22 protein-coding genes are annotated in these 25174 nt (G+C 60.3%); 15 read left to right on the top strand and 7 right to left on the bottom strand.

Going from position 1 to position 25174, the window contains the following annotated elements; genetic code table 11:
- Positions 1-61: 61 nt before the first annotated feature.
- The 3 genes from ASB65_RS07345 to ASB65_RS07335 are packed head-to-tail and all read left to right on the top strand — an operon-like array spanning position 62 to position 2557.
- The gene (locus ASB65_RS07345) at positions 62-973 is read left to right on the top strand and encodes an ABC transporter permease (RefSeq protein WP_003508215.1); all 912 of its coding nucleotides are present in this window, start codon (positions 62-64) and stop codon (positions 971-973) included.
- 4 nt (positions 974-977) lie between these two features.
- The gene (locus ASB65_RS07340; RefSeq protein ID WP_026372407.1) at positions 978-1796 is read left to right on the top strand and encodes an ABC transporter permease; all 819 of its coding nucleotides are present in this window, start codon (positions 978-980) and stop codon (positions 1794-1796) included.
- A gap of 11 nt (positions 1797-1807) precedes the next feature.
- Entirely contained in the window at positions 1808-2557 is a 750-nt protein-coding gene (locus tag ASB65_RS07335) for an aspartate/glutamate racemase family protein (protein WP_060723488.1), read from the top strand.
- Here ASB65_RS07335 and ASB65_RS07330 read toward each other — a convergent pair.
- Complete coding sequence (locus ASB65_RS07330) at positions 2506-3132, bottom strand: hypothetical protein (RefSeq protein ID WP_065695355.1); 627 nt, start codon at positions 3130-3132, stop codon at positions 2506-2508. The two genes, ASB65_RS07335 and ASB65_RS07330, sit on opposite strands and share 52 nt — an antisense overlap.
- Positions 3133-3210: 78 nt before the next feature.
- On the opposite strand from ASB65_RS07330, the gene ASB65_RS28095 reads away from it, so the two are divergent.
- The 6 genes from ASB65_RS28095 (at position 3211) to chrA (ending at position 9572) form a co-directional block, all read left to right on the top strand.
- Positions 3211-3378 carry a hypothetical protein gene (locus tag ASB65_RS28095; RefSeq protein WP_153463730.1) on the top strand — a complete coding sequence of 56 codons (168 nt, stop codon included), beginning with the start codon at positions 3211-3213 and terminating at the stop codon, positions 3376-3378.
- 594 nt (positions 3379-3972) lie between these two features.
- Positions 3973-4875: a hypothetical protein gene (locus tag ASB65_RS07325; protein ID WP_060723486.1), complete on the top strand. Its 903-nt coding sequence runs from the start codon at positions 3973-3975 to the stop codon at positions 4873-4875.
- A 50-nt stretch (positions 4876-4925) separates the two neighbouring features.
- Positions 4926-6794: a hypothetical protein gene (locus ASB65_RS07320; RefSeq protein ID WP_060723485.1), complete on the top strand. Its 1869-nt coding sequence runs from the start codon at positions 4926-4928 to the stop codon at positions 6792-6794.
- 217 nt (positions 6795-7011) lie between these two features.
- Positions 7012-7554, top strand: a complete 543-nt coding sequence (locus ASB65_RS07315) for a hypothetical protein (RefSeq protein ID WP_060723484.1) — start codon at positions 7012-7014, stop codon at positions 7552-7554.
- A gap of 140 nt (positions 7555-7694) precedes the next feature.
- A complete protein-coding gene (locus tag ASB65_RS07310; protein WP_003508223.1) occupies positions 7695-8177 on the top strand; it encodes a hypothetical protein in 483 nt (160 codons plus the stop codon).
- 165 nt (positions 8178-8342) lie between these two features.
- Entirely contained in the window at positions 8343-9572 is a 1230-nt protein-coding gene (chrA, locus tag ASB65_RS07305) for a chromate efflux transporter (RefSeq protein ID WP_060723483.1), read from the top strand.
- 3 nt (positions 9573-9575) lie between these two features.
- Here the strand turns inward: chrA and ASB65_RS07300 are convergent, their stop codons facing one another.
- On the bottom strand, positions 9576-10457 hold the full coding sequence (locus tag ASB65_RS07300; protein WP_060723482.1) for a LysR substrate-binding domain-containing protein: 882 nt from the start codon (positions 10455-10457) through the stop codon (positions 9576-9578).
- Between the two features lie 133 nt (positions 10458-10590).
- Here ASB65_RS07300 and ampC point away from each other — a divergent pair, with 133 nt between their 5' ends.
- The 3 genes from ampC (at position 10591) to ASB65_RS07285 (ending at position 14713) form a co-directional block, all read left to right on the top strand.
- Positions 10591-11748, top strand: a complete 1158-nt coding sequence (gene ampC / locus ASB65_RS07295) for a class C beta-lactamase (protein ID WP_060723481.1) — start codon at positions 10591-10593, stop codon at positions 11746-11748.
- A gap of 133 nt (positions 11749-11881) precedes the next feature.
- Positions 11882-13045 carry an MFS transporter gene (locus ASB65_RS07290; protein ID WP_060723480.1) on the top strand — a complete coding sequence of 388 codons (1164 nt, stop codon included), beginning with the start codon at positions 11882-11884 and terminating at the stop codon, positions 13043-13045.
- A 345-nt stretch (positions 13046-13390) separates the two neighbouring features.
- The gene (locus ASB65_RS07285) at positions 13391-14713 is read left to right on the top strand and encodes a solute carrier family 23 protein (protein ID WP_035213212.1); all 1323 of its coding nucleotides are present in this window, start codon (positions 13391-13393) and stop codon (positions 14711-14713) included.
- 80 nt (positions 14714-14793) lie between these two features.
- Here the strand turns inward: ASB65_RS07285 and ASB65_RS07280 are convergent, their stop codons facing one another.
- From ASB65_RS07280 to ASB65_RS07265, 4 genes are all read right to left on the bottom strand, one after another.
- A complete protein-coding gene (locus tag ASB65_RS07280; RefSeq protein ID WP_060723479.1) occupies positions 14794-15366 on the bottom strand; it encodes a cytochrome b in 573 nt (190 codons plus the stop codon).
- A 66-nt stretch (positions 15367-15432) separates the two neighbouring features.
- Positions 15433-16971 carry an MFS transporter gene (locus ASB65_RS07275; protein WP_060723478.1) on the bottom strand — a complete coding sequence of 513 codons (1539 nt, stop codon included), beginning with the start codon at positions 16969-16971 and terminating at the stop codon, positions 15433-15435.
- 164 nt (positions 16972-17135) lie between these two features.
- Positions 17136-18200, bottom strand: a complete 1065-nt coding sequence (locus ASB65_RS07270) for an ATP-binding protein (RefSeq protein ID WP_060723477.1) — start codon at positions 18198-18200, stop codon at positions 17136-17138.
- Entirely contained in the window at positions 18197-18886 is a 690-nt protein-coding gene (locus ASB65_RS07265; RefSeq protein ID WP_003508238.1) for a response regulator, read from the bottom strand. Before ASB65_RS07265 ends, ASB65_RS07270 begins: the two co-directional genes overlap by 4 nt.
- Positions 18887-19049: 163 nt before the next feature.
- Between ASB65_RS07265 and ASB65_RS07260 the strand changes: the two genes are divergently transcribed.
- The gene (locus tag ASB65_RS07260; RefSeq protein ID WP_060723476.1) at positions 19050-20216 is read left to right on the top strand and encodes an efflux RND transporter periplasmic adaptor subunit; all 1167 of its coding nucleotides are present in this window, start codon (positions 19050-19052) and stop codon (positions 20214-20216) included.
- Positions 20217-20230: 14 nt separating this feature from the next.
- Positions 20231-23374, top strand: coding sequence for a multidrug efflux RND transporter permease subunit (locus tag ASB65_RS07255; RefSeq protein WP_060723475.1), 3144 nt, complete (start codon positions 20231-20233; stop codon positions 23372-23374).
- Here ASB65_RS07255 and ASB65_RS07250 read toward each other — a convergent pair.
- The gene (locus ASB65_RS07250; protein ID WP_060723474.1) at positions 23355-24239 is read right to left on the bottom strand and encodes an SDR family oxidoreductase; all 885 of its coding nucleotides are present in this window, start codon (positions 24237-24239) and stop codon (positions 23355-23357) included. The two genes, ASB65_RS07255 and ASB65_RS07250, sit on opposite strands and share 20 nt — an antisense overlap.
- A 107-nt stretch (positions 24240-24346) precedes the next feature.
- On the opposite strand from ASB65_RS07250, the gene ASB65_RS07245 reads away from it, so the two are divergent.
- Complete coding sequence (locus ASB65_RS07245; protein WP_003508242.1) at positions 24347-25165, top strand: helix-turn-helix transcriptional regulator; 819 nt, start codon at positions 24347-24349, stop codon at positions 25163-25165.
- The last annotated feature ends 9 nt before the right edge of the window (positions 25166-25174 follow it).

The following is a 25174-nucleotide window of genomic DNA, read 5'->3' as shown; positions in this document are numbered from 1 at the left end:
GTAAATATTCTCATCGGCGGTCAATGCCGGTGTTTCTCCAAATTCAGCGAAAGGCACAACCATGGTGACGGTCAGGCTCATCGGCGTCAGCGACAAAAAGGACAGGCCGCCCCGCAGCTTCGCGCTGCCGCAAAAGCTTGTGTCCTATGTGCAGGCCGCCCCGCTTCTGCTGATCCTCGGCTTTTTCTTGGCTTTGCCGATCCTCATGATCGCCGTCGTCAGTTTCTGGGATTACGATTTCGCCCAGATGTATCCCGACTTCGTGACCTTCAATTATCTGGAAACGCTCGGCTCGTGGGTCACCTGGCAGACCTATCTCAACACCCTGAAATATGCCGCCGTGGTCTGGGCCATCACGCTGTTCTGCGGTTTCTGGGTGGCCTATTTCCTCGCTTTCCATATCCGCACCACCACGATGCAGATGGTGCTGTTCCTGGTCTGCACCGTGCCCTTCCTGACGTCGAACATCATTCGCATGATTTCCTGGATCCCGGTTCTGGGACGAAACGGTCTCGTCAACAGCGCGCTGGTGGGCACCGGCATCATTCCCGAGCCGATCGAATGGCTGCTTTATTCTGACTTCGCCGTGGTGCTCGCCATGGTGCATCTCTATACGCTGTTCATGGTCACACCGATCTTCAACACGCTGATGCGCATCGACAAATCGCTGATCGAAGCGGCGCGTGATGCCGGCGCGACGGGCTGGCAGACGCTCAGCAACGTCATTATCCCCCTTGCCAAGCCCGGCATGGCCATCGGCAGCATCTTCGTCGTCACGCTGGTCATGGCCGATTTCTCCACGGTTCAGGTCATGTCCGGCGGCCAGAGCGCGTCGGTGGCGCTGATGATGAAGAACCAGATGTCGCTGCTGCAATATCCTGCCGCCGCCGCCAATGCCGTCATCCTGCTCATCCTCGTTCTTCTGATGGTCGCGGGCATCCTGCGCATCGTCGATATCCGCAAGGAGCTATAGTCCCATGCATCAGGAAAAACGCGGCCGCGAATTCTATATCCTCGCCTTCTTTTTCGCCCTCTTCGTGCTGTTTCTTTACGGCCCGCTGTCGGCCATCCTCATCCTCGCCTTTCAGGGGCCGAATGGCGGCCTGACCTTCCCGCTGAACGGCGTTTCGCTGCACTGGTTCGGCAATCTCTTCGAACAGCAGGCGGTCGGCGATTTCGGCGGCTCCTTCCGCCGCTCCTTCGGCCTCGGGCTGATGGTCATGGCCGTCACGGTGCTCGTGTCGCTGCTGGCGGGCCTTGCCTTCCGGCGCAGGTTCATCGGCGCGACGCCGCTATTCTACCTGTCGGTCGCCAGCCTTGTGGTGCCATCGATCATCATTTCGCTCGGAATTGGTGTTCTTTTCCAGCAGCTTGGACTGGAACCCTCATGGTATACATCAGCTTTCGGGGCGCATCTCACCTGGACGCTGCCCTTCGGCGTACTCATCATGCTCGCCGTCTTCAACCGCTTTTCGCCGTCCTATGAAGAAGCCGCCCGCGATCTCGGCGCGTCTTCCTGGCAGACCTTCGCCCATGTGGTGCTGCCGATGATAGCGCCGAGCCTGATCGGCGTCGGCCTGTTCGGCTTCACGCTTTCTTATGACGAATTCGCCCGTACATTGATGACGTCAGGCACCTACAACACGCTGCCGCTGGAAATCTACGGCATGACCACCAATGTCACGACGCCGGTGCTTTATGCGCTCGGTGCTGTTACAACCCTGTTTTCCTTCCTGGTGATTGCGGCCACGCTTGGCCTGATCGTTACGCTCAATCGCCGCCATTCACGCGGATAAAGAAACGTAAAATGCGCATTCTCGTCATCAATCCCAATACCACGCAATCCATGACCGCGACCATCGCCGACGCCGCGAGGCGGATAGCCGGCCGCGATACGGAAATACTGGCCGTCACCTCGTCCATGGGCCCCGTCTCCATCGAAGGTTATTACGACGAGGTTTTCGCCGTGCCCGGCCTCCTGCTGGAGCTTGCAAAGGCCCCGGCGCTGGGAGCCGACGCGGCGGTCATCGCCTGTTTCGACGATACCGGGCTCGATGCGGCCCGCGCGCTCGCCGATATTCCCGTTATCGGCATCTGCGAGGCGGCGGTCTCCGCCACCGCCTTCATCGCGCAGAAATTCACCATCGTCACAACGATGGAACGCTCACGGCTGCCTCTGGAACATCTCGTCCACCGTTACGGCATGTCCGCCCGCTGCAACGTGCGCGCTGCCGATATTCCTGTCCTGTCGCTGGAAGATCCCGGCTCGAACGCCCGCGAAAGGCTGCGGGAGGAAATCTCGCTGGCGCTGAAAGAGGACAGGGCGGAGGCGATCGTGCTGGGTTGCGCCGGCATGGCCGACCTTGCCGCCGAACTGCGCGATGAATTCGGTGTACCGGTTGTCGATGGCGTCGCGGCGGCCGTCAAACAGGCGGAATCGCTGGTGTCCATGGGGCTGTCAACCGCAAAGCGCGGCGCTTATGCCACGCCACTTGTCAAACCGTATCACGGATTGCTGGAGGTATTCCGGCCAGACAGGCTCTCCGGAGTATCGTGAGGTTGAGATCGTGAGGTTTTCACTATCTCCGACCACAAAATGACGAATGCCAGCTGATAGGCCAGATCGCGCTGGACGTTGTGCAATGTCAGATCGCTCAGAACTATTCTTGATCCATTTCTCTTCAGCATGTTCAGCCGCTCGGCTCTGGCAAGCATGGCCGTGACGTGAGCGCGGCTGATCCCATAGGCCCGTGCCGCCGCCTTGCGGGAGAACGCGCAACCCGTCGCATCGCAAGCGCCTGTTTTCGCGGCCGACAGCAAGTCCAACAGGATGGGGAAACCGGGCGCATGCCCAAGGAACATCCGCATCTCCTCCGAAAGAAAAAACAAGTCCTGCGCGTGCCGCAGTGACCAGCTCACACCGTCGATAACGGCGTCTGTTCCGATAGCCTCTTCGCCTGATGCCTCCATTGCCGGGGAGATTTCCCATGGCGAAGCCGCGGTGAGATAGGCCGTGGCGAGCGTCTCGATTGCCGCAATGAGCCAGCCATTCAGGCTCCACGGCCGCTCGCGATTATCGCCGCCTGGCGGGTGCCGCTGCGCCGTATCTTCCAGTTCCAGCCAGTCGATCAATGCGCGTGTCCTGCGGCTGGATGCCCAGCCGCGTGGAACGACGACCGCCTGAACCGCCGCCAGCGTAAATTGCCCGCCATGAGCAGATCCGAGGCCGACGGCGCACATGACGGTGGCGAAAGCGCCGAAGTCTCCGAACGCGCGGACGAGGCGCTGCTCCTGTTTGAAGACGGCCGATATGCGGGTGCAAAGATGGGTGACAGCATCACCAAAGGCGTCATCGTTCAGGATGCGGTTCGCAAGTAAGCCCAGCCTCTCTCGAAGCACGTCCGGCTGAGGCCGGACGAAGTCCCTTTTGGGGTGCGTCTTTGAAACTGGAGCGCCTGCTTTTCCGGATACCTTTCTCCCGTGGTTTTTTGCTCTTCGCTACTTTATGGCGAATTCGAAAACGTGAGTTCTGCTCGCTGACGACGGCTGCTTGGGGCAGGCGTGACAGCCGAAAGGTTCCGCTCCGGAAGATGCGTGCATTTTGTTGCACTCCCCCGGGGCTCTGTTGCGCGGTATTAAAAAATACTCTCATAAATTGAATGTTAAGGGGCGCGTTAAAATGTGTTCCCTTTTGAGACGGTTTGCGAGGGTGACGCTGACAATAAAGTTATCTACTGTTTTTATTGCATAATTTAATGAAGCCATGGATGCGAAATCTTTCGTCCATTTGCCATGAATACAATCTTTGATGGTTGCTTTTTAGGCATTGACGACATCGCGAAAGATGCATCCGAAACCACATGACACCCGAATGTTACTGCCATGTCTCGGGCGCGGTCGGCAGCGATGCCGGGCGGCGCGTAGAGCCCGTCATGCCTTTTATTCATCCCCGATTCTTCAGAGGAGGTTGAAATGATTCAACTTAAACATGTTGTTTTTGTTGGCCTTGCGGCCATCGCGATGCAATTCGATATCCCGTCCATGGGCCAGCCGGCCCTTGCGAACGCGGCAACCCTCACCGCCGAGCAGACGGCGGCTTTCCAGTCGAAACTGGAGCAGGCGGAAGCGAGCCGCGAGCTGCTCGGCCGCCGATCCGTGTGCCTGATGGAACATCTGACGGCGCAACAGCAGCTCAGCGCCGACCGCGAGAAGGCGCTGGGGCAGGCCATGTACCTGCAGATCGAGCTGGAGCGGCAGGTGGTGCAGTCCGAAACCAGCGTGAAGGGCTATGAGGAGCTGGTTCAGTCCGAGAGCGAGAACGTCAGGGCGCGTCAGGCCACCTTCGAAAAAGCCCGGAAGGAAATGGACGAGCAGGCCAAGCGAGTAAAAATATGCAGCGGCGTCCTCTTCTTCCTGCCGGGAATTTGCCAGGCGGGTGACGCGGCGGTCAAGGCGCTGGGCTGGATGAATGATGCGGAGAGGGAATACCGCACCGCGCAGCCGCGTCTGGACAATGCCCGGGCGGCTCTTGAAGGCGTTCGCAACCAGCTCGAAAACAATCGCCGCCAGCTTGCGGCGGCACAGCAGAGCCACGCGGAGAACGAGAAAGCGGTGAAAACTCTGGAGGAGCAGATCACCAAGCTCAAAGCGACGATCTCCACCATCAACGTCAAGGTTCAGGACTTCAACATTCAGGTCGGCAACTTCACCAGCGCTCTGAAGGAAGCGAGCGAGGTCAATCCTGACGACGCGAAAATACGTCAGGTTACGCGGCTCTCCACCGAGATCGACGGCCTGACCAAAGACGTGCCGCAGTTCATTTCCTCCACCGAGGCCGGACTGCCGGACGACGCGAAGAAGCAGTGCGGATCGTGAACGATCAATCCCATGACTCTCCGTAACCACCCATCAACAGGAGCATGAAAATGAACAATGTCGTGACTTTCGAAAGCCGGACCGCCCAGATCAACAGCGCAATCGACGCCGGCGTCGATGCGATCGTTTCGCAACCGAATTTCAGCCTTCCCAAGTCGGATACGGCGCTTGTCCGGTCCTATGTCGATAAGATCCAGGGAACCTATGATGTCGAGCGCGCCAAGCGCGACACCGACAATGCGATTGATCTGCTTTACATCGCCTACAACACAACACCGCAGGAAAACGGCGATATTCGCGTCCGCATCAGCGCTATCATGAACAGGCTGATCACGTCGCAGCAGAAAAGCGAAATAGTCATGAAGAATGCGATGGAGGCGGCGACCCGCATCGGTCTGTCTATCGCCGATCTTTTCCCGGACTGGCTCGATGTCAGGGAAGAAAACGATCAGGCCGAAATAAAGGCATTCGTCTCCAACGATCTGATAAAGCTCGCAACGGGCATCCGGGATAGGGCGCTCAGCGTTCGAGACGAGCTTCTTGCCCTTGCTGCGACCTATGACGCCATCATCAGGGACACGGCCCAAACCACGGATATGAGCGAAACAGCCTTGAGCAAACGCCTCGCCGATAAAGCGGTGATGGAACGGGAAATCCGGGAGGCTGACGCACGACGGGAACAGCTTGAATCGCTTGTCAACGATCTCAAGGAACAGGTTGCGGCATTCGAAAAGAAGGCTCGGGAATATGAGCAGCGGGCCAATACGGCCGAGCAGCGTGCTTTTGTCATGTCGATCGTCCGGGTCGGCGCGCAGATGATTTCAAGCGCGATTCCCGCCATTGCCATGGTGGCAGGCGGTCCCGCCTCCATGCTGGCCTCGTCGGTTGGCGGCGCACTTTCAGGACAATCCAAGGCCGGACAGGATACGGACGGGCAGGGGCAGGGCGGCGGCTCCCGCACCCCGTCAGGCGGCGGAAGCAAGGCCGATGCGGCCGCCAAGCAGAGCGAGCTTTCCGAAAAGAAAGCCGAGCTTCGCAAGAGCGAGGAAAAACGCGACGCTCTGAAGGGAGATGTCAAGTCGCTCGAGGACGCCAAGGCAAAGCTTGCGGACGACGCGGAAAGCGCCGACCCCAAATCGAGCAAGGCCATCGAGCTTGCCGAACTCGATAAACGTCTGGCTGCACGCGCCGCGGAACTCAAGGCGCAGGAAGAAAAGATCGCCGCTCAGCAAACGGTTATTTCCAGCCTGCAGGCCTCGCTCGATGCTTTGGACAAGGGGCTGGGCAAGCTTTCCGAAGAGCAGCAGCAGCAGGCGGCCAGCCTGCGCGAAATCCAGATGCAGATGATCGACAAGGCGGAGGCCTATGAGAAGGAGCGCCGTACCCAGGCGGCCGAGCTCATCAGGATCAACGCCCTCCTGAAGGGAAAGCAGGCAGAGGATGACAAGATCAAGCTTGCGGTACAATCGCTCAATGTCAGCATTTCGGCGCTGAAACGCATGAAGGAAATCGTTGAAGAAATAGCCTTCTTCTTCAAGGGCTTCGCCGATTTCATGCAAGCGGTTGCAGATGATGCCCAGCATCAGATCACCGGCATTGAAAATGTCGCCGGGCAGGAGACGCTGCGAAAGAACCGCTTCGCGCAGCTCATCCGTTCTGTCGACGAGTTCTTCGTCAGGCAAACCGCCCAGTGGCACGCGGTGGTGATCGTCTCCGACCGCTTCAACCGCAGCTTTGCCGAAGGATGGTCGAAGCTGAACAAGTTGCAGGGCGGATATATCGACAGTGCCAATCTGCCGGCCTATCTGGCAGGTGTCGCGGAGAAGCTCTCGGCCATCGTCGCCGAACGCGAGGCCGCTGCGGACGCAAAAATCGCGTCGCTGCAGGCCTATCGTCAGGATCTGAGCAAGACCGCCTGATCCCCTGAGACCCTGCCGTTCCCTTTCCGGCCCGGCAGGAAGCGCATCCATGGTCTCAGCCGGAATCGTCCCCCTTGGCATGGATCATGGGCATGTCCTGCCGGCGCATATGCCGGCAGGACGGCCGCCGGAACTTCGACATTCACCAAATCAACGACGGGCACCGGGCCGCCATCGAAGCGCCCCATGCCGCGTCATTTTCAGAAAGGAGAAGACCATGCCGACAGTCAATAACCCTCCCGTTTTGGTGCCTCAGGACACCGCCGCCTGGTGCTTTGCCGCCGTCGAGCAGATGGTGCGGGCCTATCGCGGGCTTCCTGCGGCCACGCAATACGACATTGCGAGACGCAATACCGCAGCGCTCGCGACCGTCGATCCGCAGGTTCAGGAACGCTGGGAGCTTGCGCAGGTTCTGGATCAATCCGCCGGCATCCTTGAACTGGGTGGGGCAAATCCGAACAGCAATATCGTCAAGCTGGTGTCCAGCCAGTGGAACGCCTTCGATCACACCACGACCGGCGGCCATTTCGTCAACGGTCTGACGGCCGATATCGTCAGGAGCGAGATCGATAACAACCGCGTCTTCGTGATCGGAACCGAATACCACTATTACCTCGTCTACGGCTACACCGTGAACGGCAAGGATCTCGAACTGCATATTCTCGACCCATGGCCGGCCGGGAGGGGCGGCGCCAGAACGCGCCTCGGCCTGCAGGAGTTTTTGGGCATGCCGGCCCGCGTCGCCATCACCTTCGGTTAGGCCGGCAAGCCGAACACTAACCGCATTCCCATCGATTGCCGGAGATATCCCGGCACCCAATCAACACAGAATCCCACCATGCGATCCCGCACGTCAACGTCCGGAAACAGGTGGCTCATGTCCAAAAAAAGGAGACAAACATGCCAATTCTCAGCAATTTCGTGGTCAAGCATATCCGGCCCTTTGGTGAAGCGGGCTATGATGCTTTCGGCAATGCGCAGACCATCGAATTCCTGTCGAGCCTCGGGCTCAGCACGGGGGATATCACCAATATCTTCGCGGCATGGCGTCTGGCGGCCCTCGCCGATCCCGTCGGCGAGAGCAATCTTCTCGTTGCAGCGGCAAATGCGCTGGCGCAGGCGCGATGGGAAAACCTCTATGAGACCCAGATGAGCACGGTGCTGTTCCTCGATGATGTCCAGCTTGAATCCCTCAGCCATATCGAGCCCGGTCCGAACCGCAACTTTTCGTGGCGGTCGCCGACCCCCATCGCCGCCGCGGTGACCATTCACAACGGCAGCAACAGGCATCACATCATCTGGGAGGCAACGGGTTTTTCCGGCGGTACGGATGAAAATGGCTGGATTTCGCACTTCTCCGATTTATTGCCGACCGAGCGATAGGCCCTTCGTCGGATAATCGCCAGACGACGCTGGAAAGTTCTCGCAACTTTCCGGCGTCCCTGCCGCCAGCCCCTTCATATCCCTGTCATAATGGTGTCTGATACCGAAACCGTCTTGAGGCCGATATGTGTTGACGAATAGCCGTTGCACGCAGGGAGTTCTTTCGTGAAATCGTCAACACGAACCATAGAGACCGAAGTGCGCAGCCAGAGACACGGCACGCCCGGCGAGGTTTTTGCGGCCTTCCTGAAGCTCGGCGTCACCTCTTTCGGCGGCCCCATCGCCCATCTCGGTTATTTTCGCGATGAGCTGGTCGTGCGGCGCAAATGGATCGATGAGGCCGGTTACGCCGATCTTGTGGCGCTGTGCCAGTTTCTGCCCGGCCCGGCCTCCAGCCAGGTGGGGTTTGCGCTGGGGCTGCTGCGCGCAGGTCCGCTCGGCGCGCTGGCGGCCTGGACGGCATTCACATTACCATCCGCCATTCTCCTCCTTCTCTTCGCCATGGTCGCCGCCTCCATCGATGGGCCGGTCGGCACCGGCCTCCTGCATGGGCTGAAAATCGTCGCCGTCGCCGTCGTCGCGCAGGCGGTCTGGGGCATGGCGAAAAGCCTCGCGCCGGATCGTGAACGCGCCAGCATCGCGCTGGCCGGCATCGTCTGCGTGGTGTTTCTCGCCGGCGCCTTCGGGCAGGTTCTGGCGCTTGCCATTGGCGCCGTTGCCGGGCTTGTCTTCTGTCGTTCGGATGCCGCGGGGCAGGCCACCCATCTCGCCTTCCGGGTGCCCAAAAGCGTCGGATACGTAGCGCTTGCCGCCTTCGCCCTGCTTCTCGCCCTCCTGCCGCTGCTTGCGGCGGCGGCAGCTTCACAGGGCCTCTCCTTGTTCGACGCCTTTTATCGCGCAGGCGCGCTCGTCTTCGGCGGCGGCCATGTGGTGCTCCCGCTGCTGCAATCCGAAGTCGTCGCCACAGGCTGGGTTACGGAAGATGCCTTTATCGCGGGTTATGGCGCAACCCAGGCCGTGCCCGGCCCGCTCTTCACCTTCGCCGCCTATCTCGGTGCGGTGGTGGGGCCGCAGCCCAACGGTGTTGCGGGCGCGGCGATCGCCCTTGTTGCGATCTTCCTTCCCGGCATGCTGCTGCTCGTCGGCGCGCTGCCCTTCTGGGAAGGGTTCCGCAAGCACCTTCTGGCGCAGGCTGCCATGCGTGGCGCAAATGCCGCCGTCGTCGGCATTCTCGGCGCAGCGCTTTATGATCCGGTCTGGACAAGCGCCATCTTCACCCCGAAGGATTTCGCCCTGGCGCTGACAGGCTTCATCCTGTTGACGATCTGGAAAACGCCGCCATGGGCCGTGGTGGTCCTCTGCGCGGCCGGCGGCGTTCTACTTGCCTTGATATAGTCGTCATACTGCGGTGCCCATGGTCTCGAACATCCAGTCGGAGAAGGCCTGCATGGCGGGTGTGGGCGGTTTCGATTGCAGCCGGGTCAGCCAATAGCTTCCGAGCGAAATGGTAACCGGAAAAGGCTGGATGATTGCACCGGAGGTGAGATGCCGCGAAAACATCGATGGCGGCGCCAGCGCCACGCCGAGCCCCTGCAGGGCGGCTTCCATCATGCCCAGAGACGTGTCGAAAACAATGCCTGCATTCACCTGTGCTGCAGGCGTTACGCCGGCGGCCGCAAACCAGTTGCTCCATTCATCGGCCCTGTAGCTGCGCAGCAGCGTCGCTTCCATCAGATCGGCGGGCGTTTTCAGCGTCTCCCCCAGTTTCGGGGTGCAGAGGGGGGAAAGAGGCGCCTCGAATAGTCGAAAGGCATCCGTGCCGTGCCAGGAGCCCTGGCCGAAACGGATGGCGAAATCCAGCCCTTCCGCCGCCATATCGACGCGGTTGTTATTGGTGGAAACCCGCACATCGATGAAGGGATGCTGCTTTTGAAACGCCTGCAGCCGTGGCAGCAGCCAGCTCACGGCAAAGGTTCCCACGACACCCAGAAACAGCAGCTCGCGCACCTGTCCGGCCTCGATCCGGTCGAGCGTCGTCGCCATCTGGTCGAAGGAGCTGGTCACCGTCGGCAGCAGGGCCTCACCTTCGGCGGTAATTTTCAGCCCGCGTGGAAGCCGCTGAAACAGCGCAACCCCCAGCCGCTTTTCCAGCCCCTTCACCTGCTGGCTCACGGCCGCCTGCGTCACGCACAGTTCGATGGCCGCGCGGGTGAAGCTCAGGTGCCGGGCGGATGCTTCAAAGGCCCGCAAGCCGTTCAGGGGAAGAAATTGCCGAACCATTCAAGACCTAGATTTTCTTGTGTCTCTTCCGAGATATCATGATTTGTTCGTGCAATGTAGGGCGGTTAAACGTTTTTCGCTGGGGATGGCGAACAAGCCGAAAATCCACTCAAGGTTTTGGAGAATGCGAAAGATGAAACTTAATCGCAGACATATCGCACTGGCTGCGTTGCTCTCGACGAGCCTGTTCACGGAGGCCTTTGCCGCCGATGAAACGAGGCTGAAAGCGATAACGGATGCCGCGATCAAGCCGGTCATGGAGAAGAACGGCATCCCCGGTCTTGCCGTTGGTATCAGCGTTGATGGTCAGAGCCACATCTTCACCTATGGCGTCATGTCCAAAAGCACGAATGAGCCCGTGACCCCGCAGACGCTGTTCGAACTCGGCTCCATCTCCAAGACATTCACCGTCACGCTCAGCACCTATGCCGAGATAAACGGCCAGCTCTCGCTTTCCGGCAAGGTCGAAGATTATCTTCCTTCCATGAAGGGCAAGCCTTTCGGCGATGTCACGCTGATGCATCTCGGCACCCACACTGCCGGCGGCTTTCCGATTCAGGTGCCCGACAACATCAAGACGGAACAGCAGTTGCTGGCCTATCTCAAGGCCTGGAAACCCTCCTACAAGCCCGGAACGCACCGAAGCTACGCCAATCCCAGCATCGGAATGCTGGGATACATCACCGCAAAAGCCATGGGGCAGAGCTTTGATGGCGCCATGCAGGACACGCTGTTCCCCGCGCTTGGCCTGAAGAACACCTTCACCGTGGTGCCCAAGGCAAAGATGGGTGACTACGCGCAGGGTTATAAACGAACCGGCGAACCAGCCCGCATGACGCCCGCCATTCTTTCATCCGAGGCCTACGGCGTCAGATCGACAGCGCAGGACATGATCCGCTTCGTCAACGCCAATATGGGCCTTGAAAAGCTGGACGGAAAAATCCAGCAGGCGCTCACCAACACCCATACGGGATATTTCAGCGTCGACGCCATGACGCAGGATATGGTCTGGGAGCAATATGCCCATCCAACGCCGCTTAAGACGCTGCGAGAGCTGAATTCCGGTGCGTTGCTCAAGACCGTTCCGGCTTCTGAAATCTCTCCGCCGATGAAGCCGCGTCAGGATGTCTTCATCAACAAGACCGGCTCCACCAATGGTTTCGGCGCCTATGTGGCGTTCATCCCCAGACAGAAATTGGGCATCGTCATTCTGGCCAATAAAAACTATCCCAACGAGGAACGTGTCTCCGCGGCCTATGAGATCCTGACGGCGCTTGAAAAGGCGGAATAGGAAGCGGCATTTCGGTGCTCCTCATTGCGACGCGGGAACTCGTTACCCTCGCGCCATTCGCACCGGTCACCCCGGAGGCGGGTGGTGCCCGCGCCGTCATCAGGCCATCACGCTTCGGTTCTAAGGGTGGACGATGCACTCTCGTTACGTCCTCCTTCTCATTGCTCTTACCCAGATAACCGGCTGGGGTGCGGTTGGCATCCTGCCCGTCCTGGCCGGCCCGGTCGCGACAGAATTTGCGACCTCCCTGCCATCGGTTTTCGTGGGAACCTCTGTCATGTTCGCGGCAATGGGGCTTGCCGCGCCTTGGGTGGGTCGCGCGTTCCGGCGGTTCGGTACGCGGCGTGTCATGGCGACCGGTGCCGGCATCATGGGATTGGGCCTGTTCCTGCTCGCCCTGTCTGTGAACCTCGCCATGTTCTGGATGAGCTGGGCGTTGACGGGACTTGCCGGCGCGATGTTCCTCACAACGTCTGCTTATGCCTATATTGCCGAATATGCAGCGGACAGGGCGCGCAGCCTGATTGGAACGCTGATGCTGGTGACCGGACTGGCCGGCAGTATCTTCTGGCCGATCACCACGTTCCTCGATCACGGGCTGGGATGGCGCGGCGCTGTCTCCATTTACGCCGGCATCATGCTCATGGTTGTCTGCCCGCTGGTGTTTTTTGGCCTGCCGGTCACCGATGGAGCGGCTCAGCCCACGGCGAGACCGGGCAGCGAGAGAAGAGGGCGGGTTTTTATCTTTCTGGTCACCGCCATCGCCTTGAACAGCTTTGTCACCTTCGGCGTCGATGCTCTTGGCATACAGCTTTTGCAGGCGATGGGAATGGAGCTTGCCGGCGCCGTTGCGGTCGCCTCCCTGCTCGGTGTTTTCAAGGTTGGAGGGCGCGTCATTGACCTTGCGGGTGGACAGAAATGGGATGGGCTGTCCACGGCGGTCATATCGGGGGTGATGATCCCCATGGGCCTCACCGCAATCTGGCTCGGAGGGGCGGGATTTCTGTCTGTGGGCGGTTATCTTGCGTTGTTCGGTATCGGCAGTGGCGCCTTTGCCGTCGCGCGGGCGACCATGCCGCTGGTGTTTTTCGAAAAGTCTGATTACGCGGCTGCAATGGCCACCATCGCCCTGCCGATGAACCTGATCAACGCCCTGGCTCCGCCGGTGCTGGCGGCGTTGATGGGCAGTATCGGCCCACACGCGGTGTTTGCCGTGCTCGGTATCATGAGCACAGCGGCATTGGCGGTCCTGCTGCGGTTGAACGGTATGAGGGCGAAGCCAGCCCCGGCTGAATAATCATTTGGGATGGTATCGCGAATGTCGCGTTGCGGTCCCCAAAGGAAACCTCGGGTCAAAACGACGGGATGCTATGGCACGAGGAAAGCCAGGGCAGGCAAGGTGGCGCGGCTTCAACCTTCACGACTACACTTCGCCGCCAATCCGCCTCAAAAATGTATCCCGGTGGAAACAATCCATTCCCGATGACAGCGACATCTAATCGCGCTAACGGAGAAAAGATGCGCCGGCTGCCGATTCGATCTCGGTTACACGCGCAAATCATAAAAGCAAATCTCTGCGCGGCTACGAACTGAAACGGGAAAGCCCGGGAAGCGCGTGCCGGCTGTTTCCTGGGGGGACGACATGAGCGATACCGGTGGTTATTTTCCGCGCTGGCGACTGAAAACCGAAGGGCGCATCCTGCCCGATGAGCGGCTGCCTGCGGGACAGACAGCGGTGCTCGGTCTTCAGCATGTCGTGGCGATGTTCGGTTCCACGGTTCTTGCGCCGCTGATCATGGGGTTCGATCCGAATGTCTCGATCCTGTTTTCGGGTATCTCGACGCTCATTTTCTTCATTGCCGTCGGCGGTCGTGTGCCGAGCTATCTCGGCTCCTCCTTTGCCTTCATCGGGCCCGTGCTTGTGGCAACGGGTGCAGCCGCGGGTGCGGCAAGTCCTGATATCGCGCTGGCACTCGGCGGAATCATCGCCGCCGGTGTGCTTTATGCGCTGATCGGCGTCATCGTCATGATCGCTGGCCATAACTGGATCGAAAAGTTGATGCCGCCGGTTCTGACCGGCGCGATCGTTGCAGCAATCGGTCTCGTTCTCGCCCCCATTGCGATCGCAAGCGCTTCCGGCTCCGGCCCCGGCAATCCCGATGGCGACCAGCTGTCGCGCTGGATTGCGATCCTGACTGTCACATCGGTCGGTGCGATTGCTGTCTATGCCCCCGGCATGGCGCGCCGTTTGCCCATTCTTCTCGGCGGCGCGATTGCCTATCTCGCTTATCTCGTGCTCGCCAACGGCTTCGGCTTTGGCAAGTCTGTCGACTTCTCGGGCGTGGCGGCTGCACCGTGGTTCGGATTGCCGACATTCACCGCACCGGTGTTTTCAGGATCCGCGATTGCCCTGATCGCGCCGGTCGTCGTCATTCTGGTGGCGGAAAATCTCGGACATATCAAGGCGATAGGCGCGATGACCGGGCAGAACCTTGATCGTTATCTCGGCCGCGCCTTTATCGGCGACGGCATTGCGACGATGTTTTCAGGCGCCTTCGGCGGAACCGGCATGACGACCTATGCCGAAAACATGGGCGTCATGGCGATAACCCGCATTTTCTCGACGCTCGTCTTCATCGTGGCTGCTCTGGTCGCCATCATTCTCGGCTTCTCGCCGAAATTCGGTGCGCTCATTCAGACTATACCGGGGCCGGTCATCGGCGGCCTTTCTGTCGTGGTCTTCGGTCTCATCGCTGCGACCGCCGGACGGATCTGGGTTGAAAACAAGGTCGATTTTTCCGAACCCCGCAACCTCATCACCGTGGGTATTGCGCTGGTATTGGGCGCGGGCAACTTCAAGCTTAATGTCGCCGGCTTCACGCTTGATGGTATCGGCACGGCAACAATTGGGGCGATTGCCTTTTACCACCTGCTGGGCCTTGGCAGGCCGGCGTCGGGCAAGTGATGCCTGCCGCCTGAACATCCACCATATCGAGAGGCAGCATCGGTTTTCCGATGCTGCCGGGATTTATCGGTCAAGCCCCGTCATAACATGCGCGGAAGCACATCGGTCGGGCCGCGTCTGTCCATGAGCCTGTGTTTGAGAGCACCCAACACGTGAAGGCCGATCAGAACCAGAATTGCGTAAGCGCCGTATCGATGCAGCGTTTGGAAAACCACGAAGGCGCTGTCGTTTTTGGGGAGCAGCTCCGGCAGATGTGAAATCACGAAAAACGGTACCCCGTCGCTCTGGGAAAAACTGCTGGACAGCGAATATCCGAGCAGCGGCACAAGGAAAGTCAACAGGATCAGGAGCTTGTGTACCGCATGGGAGAGAATTCTCTCCCATGGCGCCAGACCCGATGGCGCTGAAGGCATGATCTGCCTGTAGCGCCAGCGAAGCGCCAGATGAACGAGGGCAAGCAGCCAGACCAGAACGCCGAACTGTTTATGGTTGGGATAAAAGATCGAGGCGGTGGCCATGTCGCTTTCCGGCAATCGCGTCATGTACCAGCCGGATGCGATAAGCCCGATGATGAGCGCCGCCCTTACCCAATGCAGACAGCGTATCGGCAGGGGATATTTTACGGCTCGGCTCTCATTGATGATGTGTGACATCGCAATATCTCCTTGATCGAGGTCCATTCGGCCCGATTGATTTTGGCGAATGATGAAAAGACGGGCTCAGTGGCCCGCCTTCACATTTTTCAGGGCAAAGAAGACCGCTGCCGAAAGCAGACCGATCAAGGTTCCCGCCGCGGTCAGCAGAACCGCATGCGCCTGTGAAAAGGCGCTCTTGCCGGCGGTTACCAGAGCTGCCGCGAGGTCTTGCGGCAATTTTCCCGCCAACACGTAGGTATCGCCGATCGAGTGGCTTGCCGCGTCGGCCAGTTGTGGCGGAATGCCGGCCGGCAGCACCAGCGCCCCCATGTAGATCGCCGATAGCGCCACGCCAAAGAAAGTGATGCCGAGGCCCGCGCCGAGTTCGTAACCCGTTGCCTCCAGGGAGCCGGCAGCGCCCGCCTTTTCAGCCTCAACTGCGCCCATGATGGCAATCGACGAGGCGGTCAGGCCGATGCTGAGGGATAGGCCGAGCAATGTCAGGCATGCCGGCACGGCGAGGCCCGGATCATGGAAATCGGACTGCGCCAGCGTCACAAGGCAGGCGGCTGCAACAAGAAGCGAGGCGCTCGCAACCGCCCGAAGGCCGAGACGGTTCGACAGGAAGCCGGCAACCGGGCCGCCAACGGCCGCCGCGACCATGATGGGCAGCATGAAGAGGCCGGCCTGCAGCGGCGACTTGCCGAGGACGAACTGCAGCTCCTGCGCAAGCGTAAGCTCGACGCCCGCAAGCGCTCCGGCGGTGACGACGGCCATGCCGACACCCGTGACGATGGCCGGGCGGGAAAAGAGCGTCACGTCAAGCATGGGTTCTGCGACGGAGAGCTGGTTGCGAACGAAGATTGCAAGGGCAGTCGCGCCGATCAGAAGGGCCAGTCCGACGATTGCGAACGGCTCTTTACCGCTGAAACCGGTTTTGGCGGCAAAGACCAGTCCGATGATCCCCACGATCAAAAGCAGGGCCTGGCTTATCTGCCATTTGCCCGGAGAGAGGATTTCCTTTTCCGGGAGGATGAAGGCGATGATCGGCATGATCACAAGCACCACGGGAACATTGATGAGGAAGACCGATCCCCACCAGAAATGCTCGAGAAGGGCGCCGCCCACCAGCGGGCCGACCGCCGCACCCGCTGCGCCGACCGTTCCCCAAAGGCCGAGCGCCATGGCGCGCTCGCCCGGATCTTCGAATGTGCGCCTGATGATGCCGAGCACGCAGGGCATGATCATCGACGCGCCAAATGCAAGCAGGATGCGTCCGGCGATCAACATCGACGGCGTAAGCGAAAACGCCGCCACGACGGAGGCGAGGCCAAAAACGAACAGGCCCGTCAGCAGCATTTTCCTGTGGCCGATCCTGTCGGCGAGGGTGCCCATCGGCACCAGCAAACCGGCCATGAGCAGCGAATAGATATCGATGATCCACAGGACCTGTGTGGTCGATGCCTGCAGCGCAAGCGTCAGCGACGGCACGGCGATATGCAGGATCGTCATGTCGAGAACGACAGGCAGAAATGCCAGCATGACCGCAATGAGAATGATCCACCGGTGCGCATGAAGCGGCGAGGGCGGGGGGACGTGGTTCGGGTCGAAAGACACCGTCATTGTTTTCACCATCAAAATGCCAGATCGCGGCAGTGAGACGTCGCTGTTGCGGCGGCGACTACTTCCGCAGCCTGAACGCTACCGGCTGCGCTTTGTGGTTTCATGGAGGAAGTGTGGAGAATGTGTGGAGATGGGTGGCAACCGGCAGCGGGCGCTGGTTGCGGTCAGGACACTGGCTGACCGAGCGAAATTTCGAACATGGCGCCGCCTTTTTCAGATGGCGCATAACGTATCTTGCCGCCGTGAGCCTCCACGATTGCGCGAACGACGGAAAGGCCGAGCCCGTTGCCGCTCTCTTCCGTCAAGCCGGTCTGGCTACCCCTTCGAAACGGTTCGAAGGCGCAAGGAGCGATATCACCGTCAAGCCCGGGCCCTTCGTCCGTGACCCGCAAGACCGTGACACGGTTTTCAACGCCAAGGCTTATGTCGATCGCGCCGCCCAGGGCGTAACGGCGCGCATTGGTGATGAGCGCAAGGAGGGCCTGTCGAATGCGCATGGTATCGGCCCGCACCACCATATCGGAGAGGTGAAGCCGAAGCTCGAAACCTTCCTGCCTCAATTCCTGTTCCAGCACGGCGGCAAGCTGCTCTATTTCTTCCTTCAGCCGCACGGGTTCGATACGCAGCTCGAGATGGCCGCTATCGGCAAGTGTGACGGTGCGCAGATCCTCGACAAGCCGGGCAAGGGAATCCACCTGCAGCACGAGACCCTGAAGCGACGTCTCATCCGGTTCGAACACACCGTCGATCATGCCGCGCAGTTGACCTTTGAGGATAGTGAGCGGCGTGCGCAACTCGTGGGCAATGGTTGCATTCCAGAGCTTCATATCCGCCGCCATATCCTCCAGACGCTGGGCCATGGCGTTGAAGTCCTCGACGAGATGGGCTGTCTCTCCCAAAGAATGATCACCCGGCAGGGCGCGCGCCGAAAGATCGCCGTCCTTGATGCGTCTCGCGCTGTGGGCGAGGGATTCGAGCGGCTGCAGAATGCGCCGGGTCAAGCGGACGGAGGCGATGGCGGCAACGATGAGGGCGATGAAGATCAGGGCGGAGAGGATGATGAAATCAACGCCCGTCAGCCAGTTGTCCTCGCTTTCAGACCAGGGATAAAAATAGAAGATGATGCTGAAGGCGATGTAGGTGCCGAAAAAGACCACCAGGCCGGCAATCACCGTCATTGATGACATGGCCAGCAATATTTGGCGGCTGAGGCCTTTTTTCAGCATCATGGCTCGACCGCCAGACGATAACCGACACCTCGAATGCTGGCCAGCATGCCTTCGCCACCGGCCTGCTCGAGTTTCTTGCGCAGTTTGCTCAAGTGGCTGTCTATCGTGCGGTCCAGCGCATCCGAACCGGGCAGGCAGGCATCGACCAGCTCGCCGCGTGTAAAGGCCTTGGTCGGCGTGCGCGCAAGATGCGCCAGCAGCCTGAATTCGGTCAATGTCAGCGACAGGCGAATGGTGGCATCGTCTTTTTCGATCTTTGCCTCGTAGCTGTCGAGATCGATGGTCAGGTTGCCGACCCGAACGACGGCGCCCGCCTGCCTGAGCCCCGCGCGCCGCAGCACCGCCTTTGCCCGTGCGACAACTTCGATGGGATTGAACGGCTTGACGATGTAGTCATCCGCCCCGATGCGCAGCCCCTGAAGACGATCAACATCCTTGTCCAGTGCTGTGACCATGATGACGGGCGTATGGCCGCGCCTTTGTATCTCCGCCAGAACCTCCCAGCCATCCAGCCGCGGCATGGAGACATCCGCCAGCACGATATCTGGTTTCAGGGCGCGATGAAGTTCCAGCGCCACCTTGCCGTCACGGGCATGCACGGTGCGGAAACCTTCGCGGGTAAAATAGGCTTCGAGAATGCCGGCGATCTTCATGTCGTCTTCAGCGATCAAAACTAGTTCTGCCATCGTCTTCAAACTCCTTGATACATCCATGCCACCGAACGGCCACGCCGTCGAGTATTGGGTGCCGGCCTCCACAAAGCCGCAACAAAACCTCCACAAAGCGCAAATGCACAGAGCCTAGATAGCCGCCATCGAGCTCGTTGTTTAAAATGGATGGTGGATACTCATGCGACGCGGATCATACTTCTGGAAACTTGGCGCGCTGTGCCTGCCGATCTTTCTTCTCTGTGCCTGCAGCGATAACGGAACGGGTGCCGGTGGTGCCGCCGAAACGACGCCGCCCGCACGCGTCAGCGTCATGACCGTTCAGCCGGAACCCGTGACGGTCTACGACGAACTGCCCGGCAGGGTGTCGGCCTACCGCACGGCGGAGATCCGGGCGCAGGTGAGTGGCATCATCCAGAAGAAGCTCTTCACGGAAGGTGCCTTCGTGGAAGCCGGCACACCGCTTTTCCAGATCGATCCCGCACCTTTTTCAGCCGATGTAGACGCTGCAACCGCCGTGCTGGCGCGGGCGGAGGCGGAACTTCTGAACGCACAGGTTAAATACGAGCGCGCCAGATCGCTGTCTTCGCGCGAGATCACCAGTGCGGAATCCTTCAATAACGCCACCGCCGCCCTTGCGCAGGCGAAGGCGAATGTCGCGGAAGCGGGCGCCATTCTCGCCCGGCGAAAGCTGGAGCTTTCCTATGCGACGCTGCGCAGCCCGATCAGTGGGGTCATTGGCCAGTCCTTCATGAGCGAAGGCGGACTTGCCTCATCCTCGGCAACTGCACCATTGGCGGTCATTCAGCAGATCGATCTGGTCTATGTGGATGTTCGCCAGTCCGCGATGAGCCCGGAGGCCCTGCGTGACACGGCTTCCGGGGCAGGGACCGAAAATCCGGACGAGCTTCCGGTGAAGATCATCACCATCGCCGGCAAGCCGTTCGGCCACGATGGAAAGGTCCTGTTCTCCGACATCTCCGTCGACAGCGCCACGGGCAGCCTCGGCATTCGCATCCTCGTTCCAAACCCGGAGGAACAGCTGCTTCCGGGCATGTATATCCGCGCGATGGTTCCGCGCGCCATATACGGCGCTGCGATCCGCGTGCCGCAGGAAGCAATCATCCGCGATCCGGCCGGACGGCCGCAGATCGTTGTTGTCGGCGCAGACAAGACCGGTGCGCGCCGCGCGGTGGAACTGGGGCCGCTGGCCGACGGTCGATACGTCGTCACGGGAGGCCTTGCCGCCGGAGAAACCATCGTCGTTCTGGGGCAGGATCGCGTCCAGGGCGGACAGCCGCTTGAAACGTCGCCCTTTTCCCCTGCCGCCCCAGAGACCCGAACCTAAGGAGCGGACAGATCATGCCGCAGTTTTTCATCAACAGGCCTGTTTTCGCCTGGGTCATCGCCATTCTGATCGTGATCGCGGGGGTGATGTCCATCCCGCAACTGCCCGTCTCACGGTTTCCCGTCATCGCTCCGCCCAGCGTTTCGATCTACGCCACCTATACCGGCGCCACGCCGCAGACGATCAATGACAGCGTGACGAGCCTGATCGAACGCGAACTTTCGAGCGCGAAAAACATCCTCTATTTCGATTCATCCGCCGACTCCTCGGGTTCGGCCACCATTACCGTCACCTTCAAGCCGGGCACCAATCCCGAGCTTGCGCAGGTGGATGTTCAAAACCGGCTGAAGGCCGTGGAACCGCGCCTGCCGGAACAGGTCCGCCGCGCCGGACTGACGGTGGAATCGGCATCGTCAGGATTTCTGATGATCGTTTCGCTGAAATCGAGGGACGGCTCGCTCGACGCTCTCGCTCTCGATGATTATCTCGTCCGCAACATTGCGCCGGAACTGAAACGTGTCGGCGGTGTCGGTCGCGTGCAATCCTTCGGGTCCGAAGCGGCGATGCGTATCTGGCTCGATCCCGTCCGCCTTGTGGCCCATTCCATCTCGATGGCCGAGGCGACACAGGCCATACAGTCGCAGAATATTCAGGTCGCCCCCGGCCGTCTGGGTGAAACGCCAACCGTGCCGGGCCAGAAGGTCAGCGTGCCGCTCAGCGTAAGCGGTCAATTGCAGACGCCCGATGAATTCGCGCAGATCATTCTGCGTTCTAACCCGGATGGCTCCAGGCTGACACTGGGAGACGTAGCGACAATCGAAGTCGGATCACAGACATCGAGCTTCTCCATCCTCGATGGCGGCAAACCTGCGACGGCCGCTGCCATTCAGATGACGCCCGGCGCCAATGCGGTGAGCACCTCCACCGGTGTGAGGGAGCGTCTGGCGGAGCTTTCCACGACCATGCCGGAGGGAATGGAATTCGCCATCTCCTATGATACGGCACCCTTCGTGAAGGTTTCGATAGAGAAGGTAGTCCAGACGCTCGCCGAGGCCATGGTCCTGGTTTTCCTGATCATGCTGCTGTTTCTCCAGAACCTGCGTTACACGCTTATTCCCGCCATCGTTGCGCCGATCGCGCTTCTCGGCACATTCGCGGTCATGCTGGCGATCGGCTATTCGATCAACGCTCTCACCATGTTCGGCATGGTTCTGGCAATCGGCATCATTGTCGATGACGCCATCGTGGTCGTTGAAAATGTCGAGCGCCTGATGGCTCAGGAGGGCCTGTCGCCGCTTGAAGCGACGCGCAAGGCGATGACGGAAATATCCGGCGCGGTCATCGGCATCACGCTGGTCCTGACCGCCGTCTTCCTGCCGATGGGCATGGCCTCCGGTTCGGTTGGAGCGATCTACCGGCAATTTACCGTCTCGATGGCCGTATCGATCCTGTTCTCGGCATTTCTGGCCCTCAGCCTCACGCCCGCTCTGTGCGCGACCCTGCTGAAGCCGGTCGGTCACGATCACCATCAGAAGAAAGGTTTCTTCGGCTGGTTCAACCGCGCCTTTGAGCGCCTGACCGCGCGTTATGCCGGCTGGGTCGCCATCCTTGTGCGCAAGACCGGGCGTACCATGGTGGTTTACCTCGCTATCATCGGCGCGGTTGCCTATGGATATGGCACGCTCTCGACGGCCTTTGTGCCGGATGAGGACCAGGGTTCCTTCATGACATCCTTCACCCTGCCGGCGGAGGTCACGGCCGAGCGCACCCGCGTCGTCGTCGACCTCTTCGAAAATCACGTCAAGACCCGGCCTGACATCGCCAATAATCTGACGGTGATGGGTTTTGGTTTCTCGGGCTCAGGCCCGAACACGGCGATGTCCTTCACCACGCTCAAGGAATGGGGCGAGCGCAAGACAGGCGTGGACGACGAAGTCGGCGCTGCGACGAGCGCGATGGCGGCCGCCGACGAGGGGCAGATATTCAGCCTCAAGCCGCCCGCAATAGATGAGCTCGGCACGACATCGGGCTTTGCGTTGCGGCTGCAGGACCGCGCCAACCACGGGGCGAATGCGCTCGGCGAGGCTGCGGCCCAACTGACCCGGCTTGCGGCGGAGAGCAAGCTCGTGACCGATGTCCGCATCGATGGTCTTCCCAGCGGCCCGAGCGTCACCGTGAACGTGGACCGGCAGAAAGCGAGCGCGCTCGGCGTGTCCTACTCGACCATCGCCGATACGCTCGGCGGGGCCATTGGTTCGACCTATGTCAATGATTTCCCGCGCGATGGACGCCTGCAGCAGGGGATCGTGCAGGCCAGGGCCGCAAGCCGCATGCAGGTGGATGACGTGCTCAACCTCCACGTCCGCAACGATGCCGACAAGATGGTTCGCCTTTCGGAAATCGTCACGCCGCAATGGTCGACAATGCCGCTGCAGTTCACCCGCTATAACGGCTATCCCTCGACCAGCATTTCCGGCTCCGCCGCATTGGGCGTATCCAGCGGTAAGGCGATGGAAGAAATGGAACGGCTCGCAGCCAAATTGCCCAAGGGCTTTGCGGTTGAGTGGACCGGTCAATCGCTGCAGGAACGCCAGTCCGGTGCGCAGGCGCCCATGCTGATGGCGTTTTCGTTCCTCATCGTTTTCCTTGTTCTTGCAGCACTTTACGAAAGCTGGACTGTGCCGCTTTCCGTCATGCTTGTCGTGCCGCTCGGCATTATCGGCGCTGTCATTGCGGTGCATCTGCGCGGGCTGGAGAACGACGTGTTCTTCAAGGTCGGCCTGATCACGCTCATCGGGCTTTCGGCAAAAAATGCCGTGCTGATCGTGGAATTTGCCCGAAAACGCCAGCAGGAGGGGCAGACGCTTACTGATGCCGTCATTGCGGCATCACGCCTGCGCCTGCGGCCGATCGTGATGACATCGCTCGCGTTCACGCTCGGCATCGTGCCGCTTGTCATCGCCAAGGGCGCGAGTTCGGAGACGCAGAACGCCATCGGCACCGGCCTTTTCGGCGGCATGATTTCGGCGACCGTGCTGGCGGTGCTCTTCGTTCCCGTCTTTAACGTTGTCGGGGCCCGTCTGCGCCGCAACTGGTGCTGGAGGCGGGCGTCCGCCTCAGCGGGCGCCTGCCCCCAGATTAGTAGGCCATGGCTCTGAGGTCCTCGAGCAGGTTCGGCCCTTTCGGCGCCCAGCCGAGCTTCTTCCGTGTCAGGGCGCTGGAGGCCCTGAGATCCATCGAAGCGAACAGGGCAAACCAGCCGAAATGGCCGGCGGCCTCATCTTTGCCTATGGAAACGAGTGGCAGCCCCAGCCCCTCGGCAACGGTCCCGGCAATATCGCGCACGACAACGCCTTCTTCCGCCACGGCATTATATCGAGCACCCCGTTCACCCCGAACGAGCGCCATCACGTATAGCTTTGCCACATCGTCCACATGACCAGCCGACCAGCGATTGCCGCCGTCTTCGACATAAGCGACGACGCCTTTGTCGCGCGACATCTCGATATAGGGCGAGATGAGACCCTGCTTCACCGTGTCATGCACCTGCGGAAGCCTGATGACGCCGAGATTGACGCCCGCCTGCAATAGCTCCTGGCCCGCCAGTTCGGAGGCGATGCGCGGGTTGAAATGATGCGTGTCGAACACATTCTCCCGTGCAGGTTCGCCATTGCCGGGATCACCCATGCCGACCCCTGAGGTGATGAGCATCGGCCGTTCGGAGCCAGCCAATACAGAGCCCAGCGCCGCGATCACCCGGCGATCCTTTTCGCAATTGGCGGCAAAATTCGCAAAATCATGATCGAAAGCCGTATGGATGACGGCATCGGCAGTTTCCGCACCCGCGGCAAGCCCTGCCGCATCTTCCAGCGTGGCAATATGGGCGGAAGCGCCTGCGGCCTGCAACGCTCTTGCGCCGGCCTCCGAGCGGGTGAGACCGGTCACCTCATGGCCACTCGCCAGCAGTTCGCGAAGAATCCGGGAGCCGATGAACCCGGTGGCACCTGTCAGAAAAACACGCATATAAATCTCCCGCGTTGACGGGAGAGGTGATCTCATGAAGAATTGTCCTGTTAAAGTAGTGACCTTATCATGGTATAATTCTCAACAGGCTGCGGCGAGGAAAGGCAATGACGGACAATGCACTCAGCACCTTCCTGCGCGATCGTCGCCTGCGGCTTGATCCCGCAACCTTCGGTTTTCCCATCGGCCGCCGCCGCACACCGGGCCTGCGCCGGGAAGAGGTTGCCCAGCGCGCCAACATAAGTCCGACCTGGTATACCTGGCTGGAACAGGGTCGTGGCGGTTCGCCCTCGGCGGATGTGCTGGATCGCATCGCCAAGGGATTGATGCTGACCGATCCCGAGCGCGATCACCTGCATATACTGGCCTTCGGACATCCGCCCGAGCAGCGTTACCGTCGGCCCAAGACCATAACGCCCCGGCTACAGGGCGTGCTAGACGCCTTGCCCTTCAGCCCCGCCATCATCAGGACGGCGACATGGGATGTTCTGGCATGGAACCGGGCCGCCGCCCTCATCCTGACGGATTACAGCAAACTGGCGAGGGAGAACCGCAACATTCTGCGTCTGATCTTCTCCGATGAACGGGTGCGCACCGCCCAGGAGGACTGGCGCAATGTCGCCCGTTATGTCGTCGGCGCGTTCCGGGCGGATGCTGCGCGCGCCGGTGCTGGGGCCGGCATCCAGCAACTGGTCGATGAGCTCTCTGCTGCCAGCCCCGAATTCAAGGCCATGTGGGATGACAATGAGGTCACAAGCATGCATGAGGGCCTCAAGCGCCTCCACCACCCGGTTCTCGGAACGATCGAACTGGAGTTTTCAAGCTTTGCGGTGGAGGGACGCTCGGATCTCAACATGATGGTCTATAATCCCGCCAATCCCGAAATGACCGAACGGTTTCGCTCGCTGATCTCAAAATCCGCTTGATCCCATCAC

It is taken from the genome of Agrobacterium tumefaciens str. B6 (assembly GCF_001541315.1).
Taxonomy (GTDB): Bacteria; Pseudomonadota; Alphaproteobacteria; order Rhizobiales; family Rhizobiaceae; genus Agrobacterium; species Agrobacterium radiobacter.
This window is presented reverse-complemented; position numbering and strand designations above follow the sequence as displayed.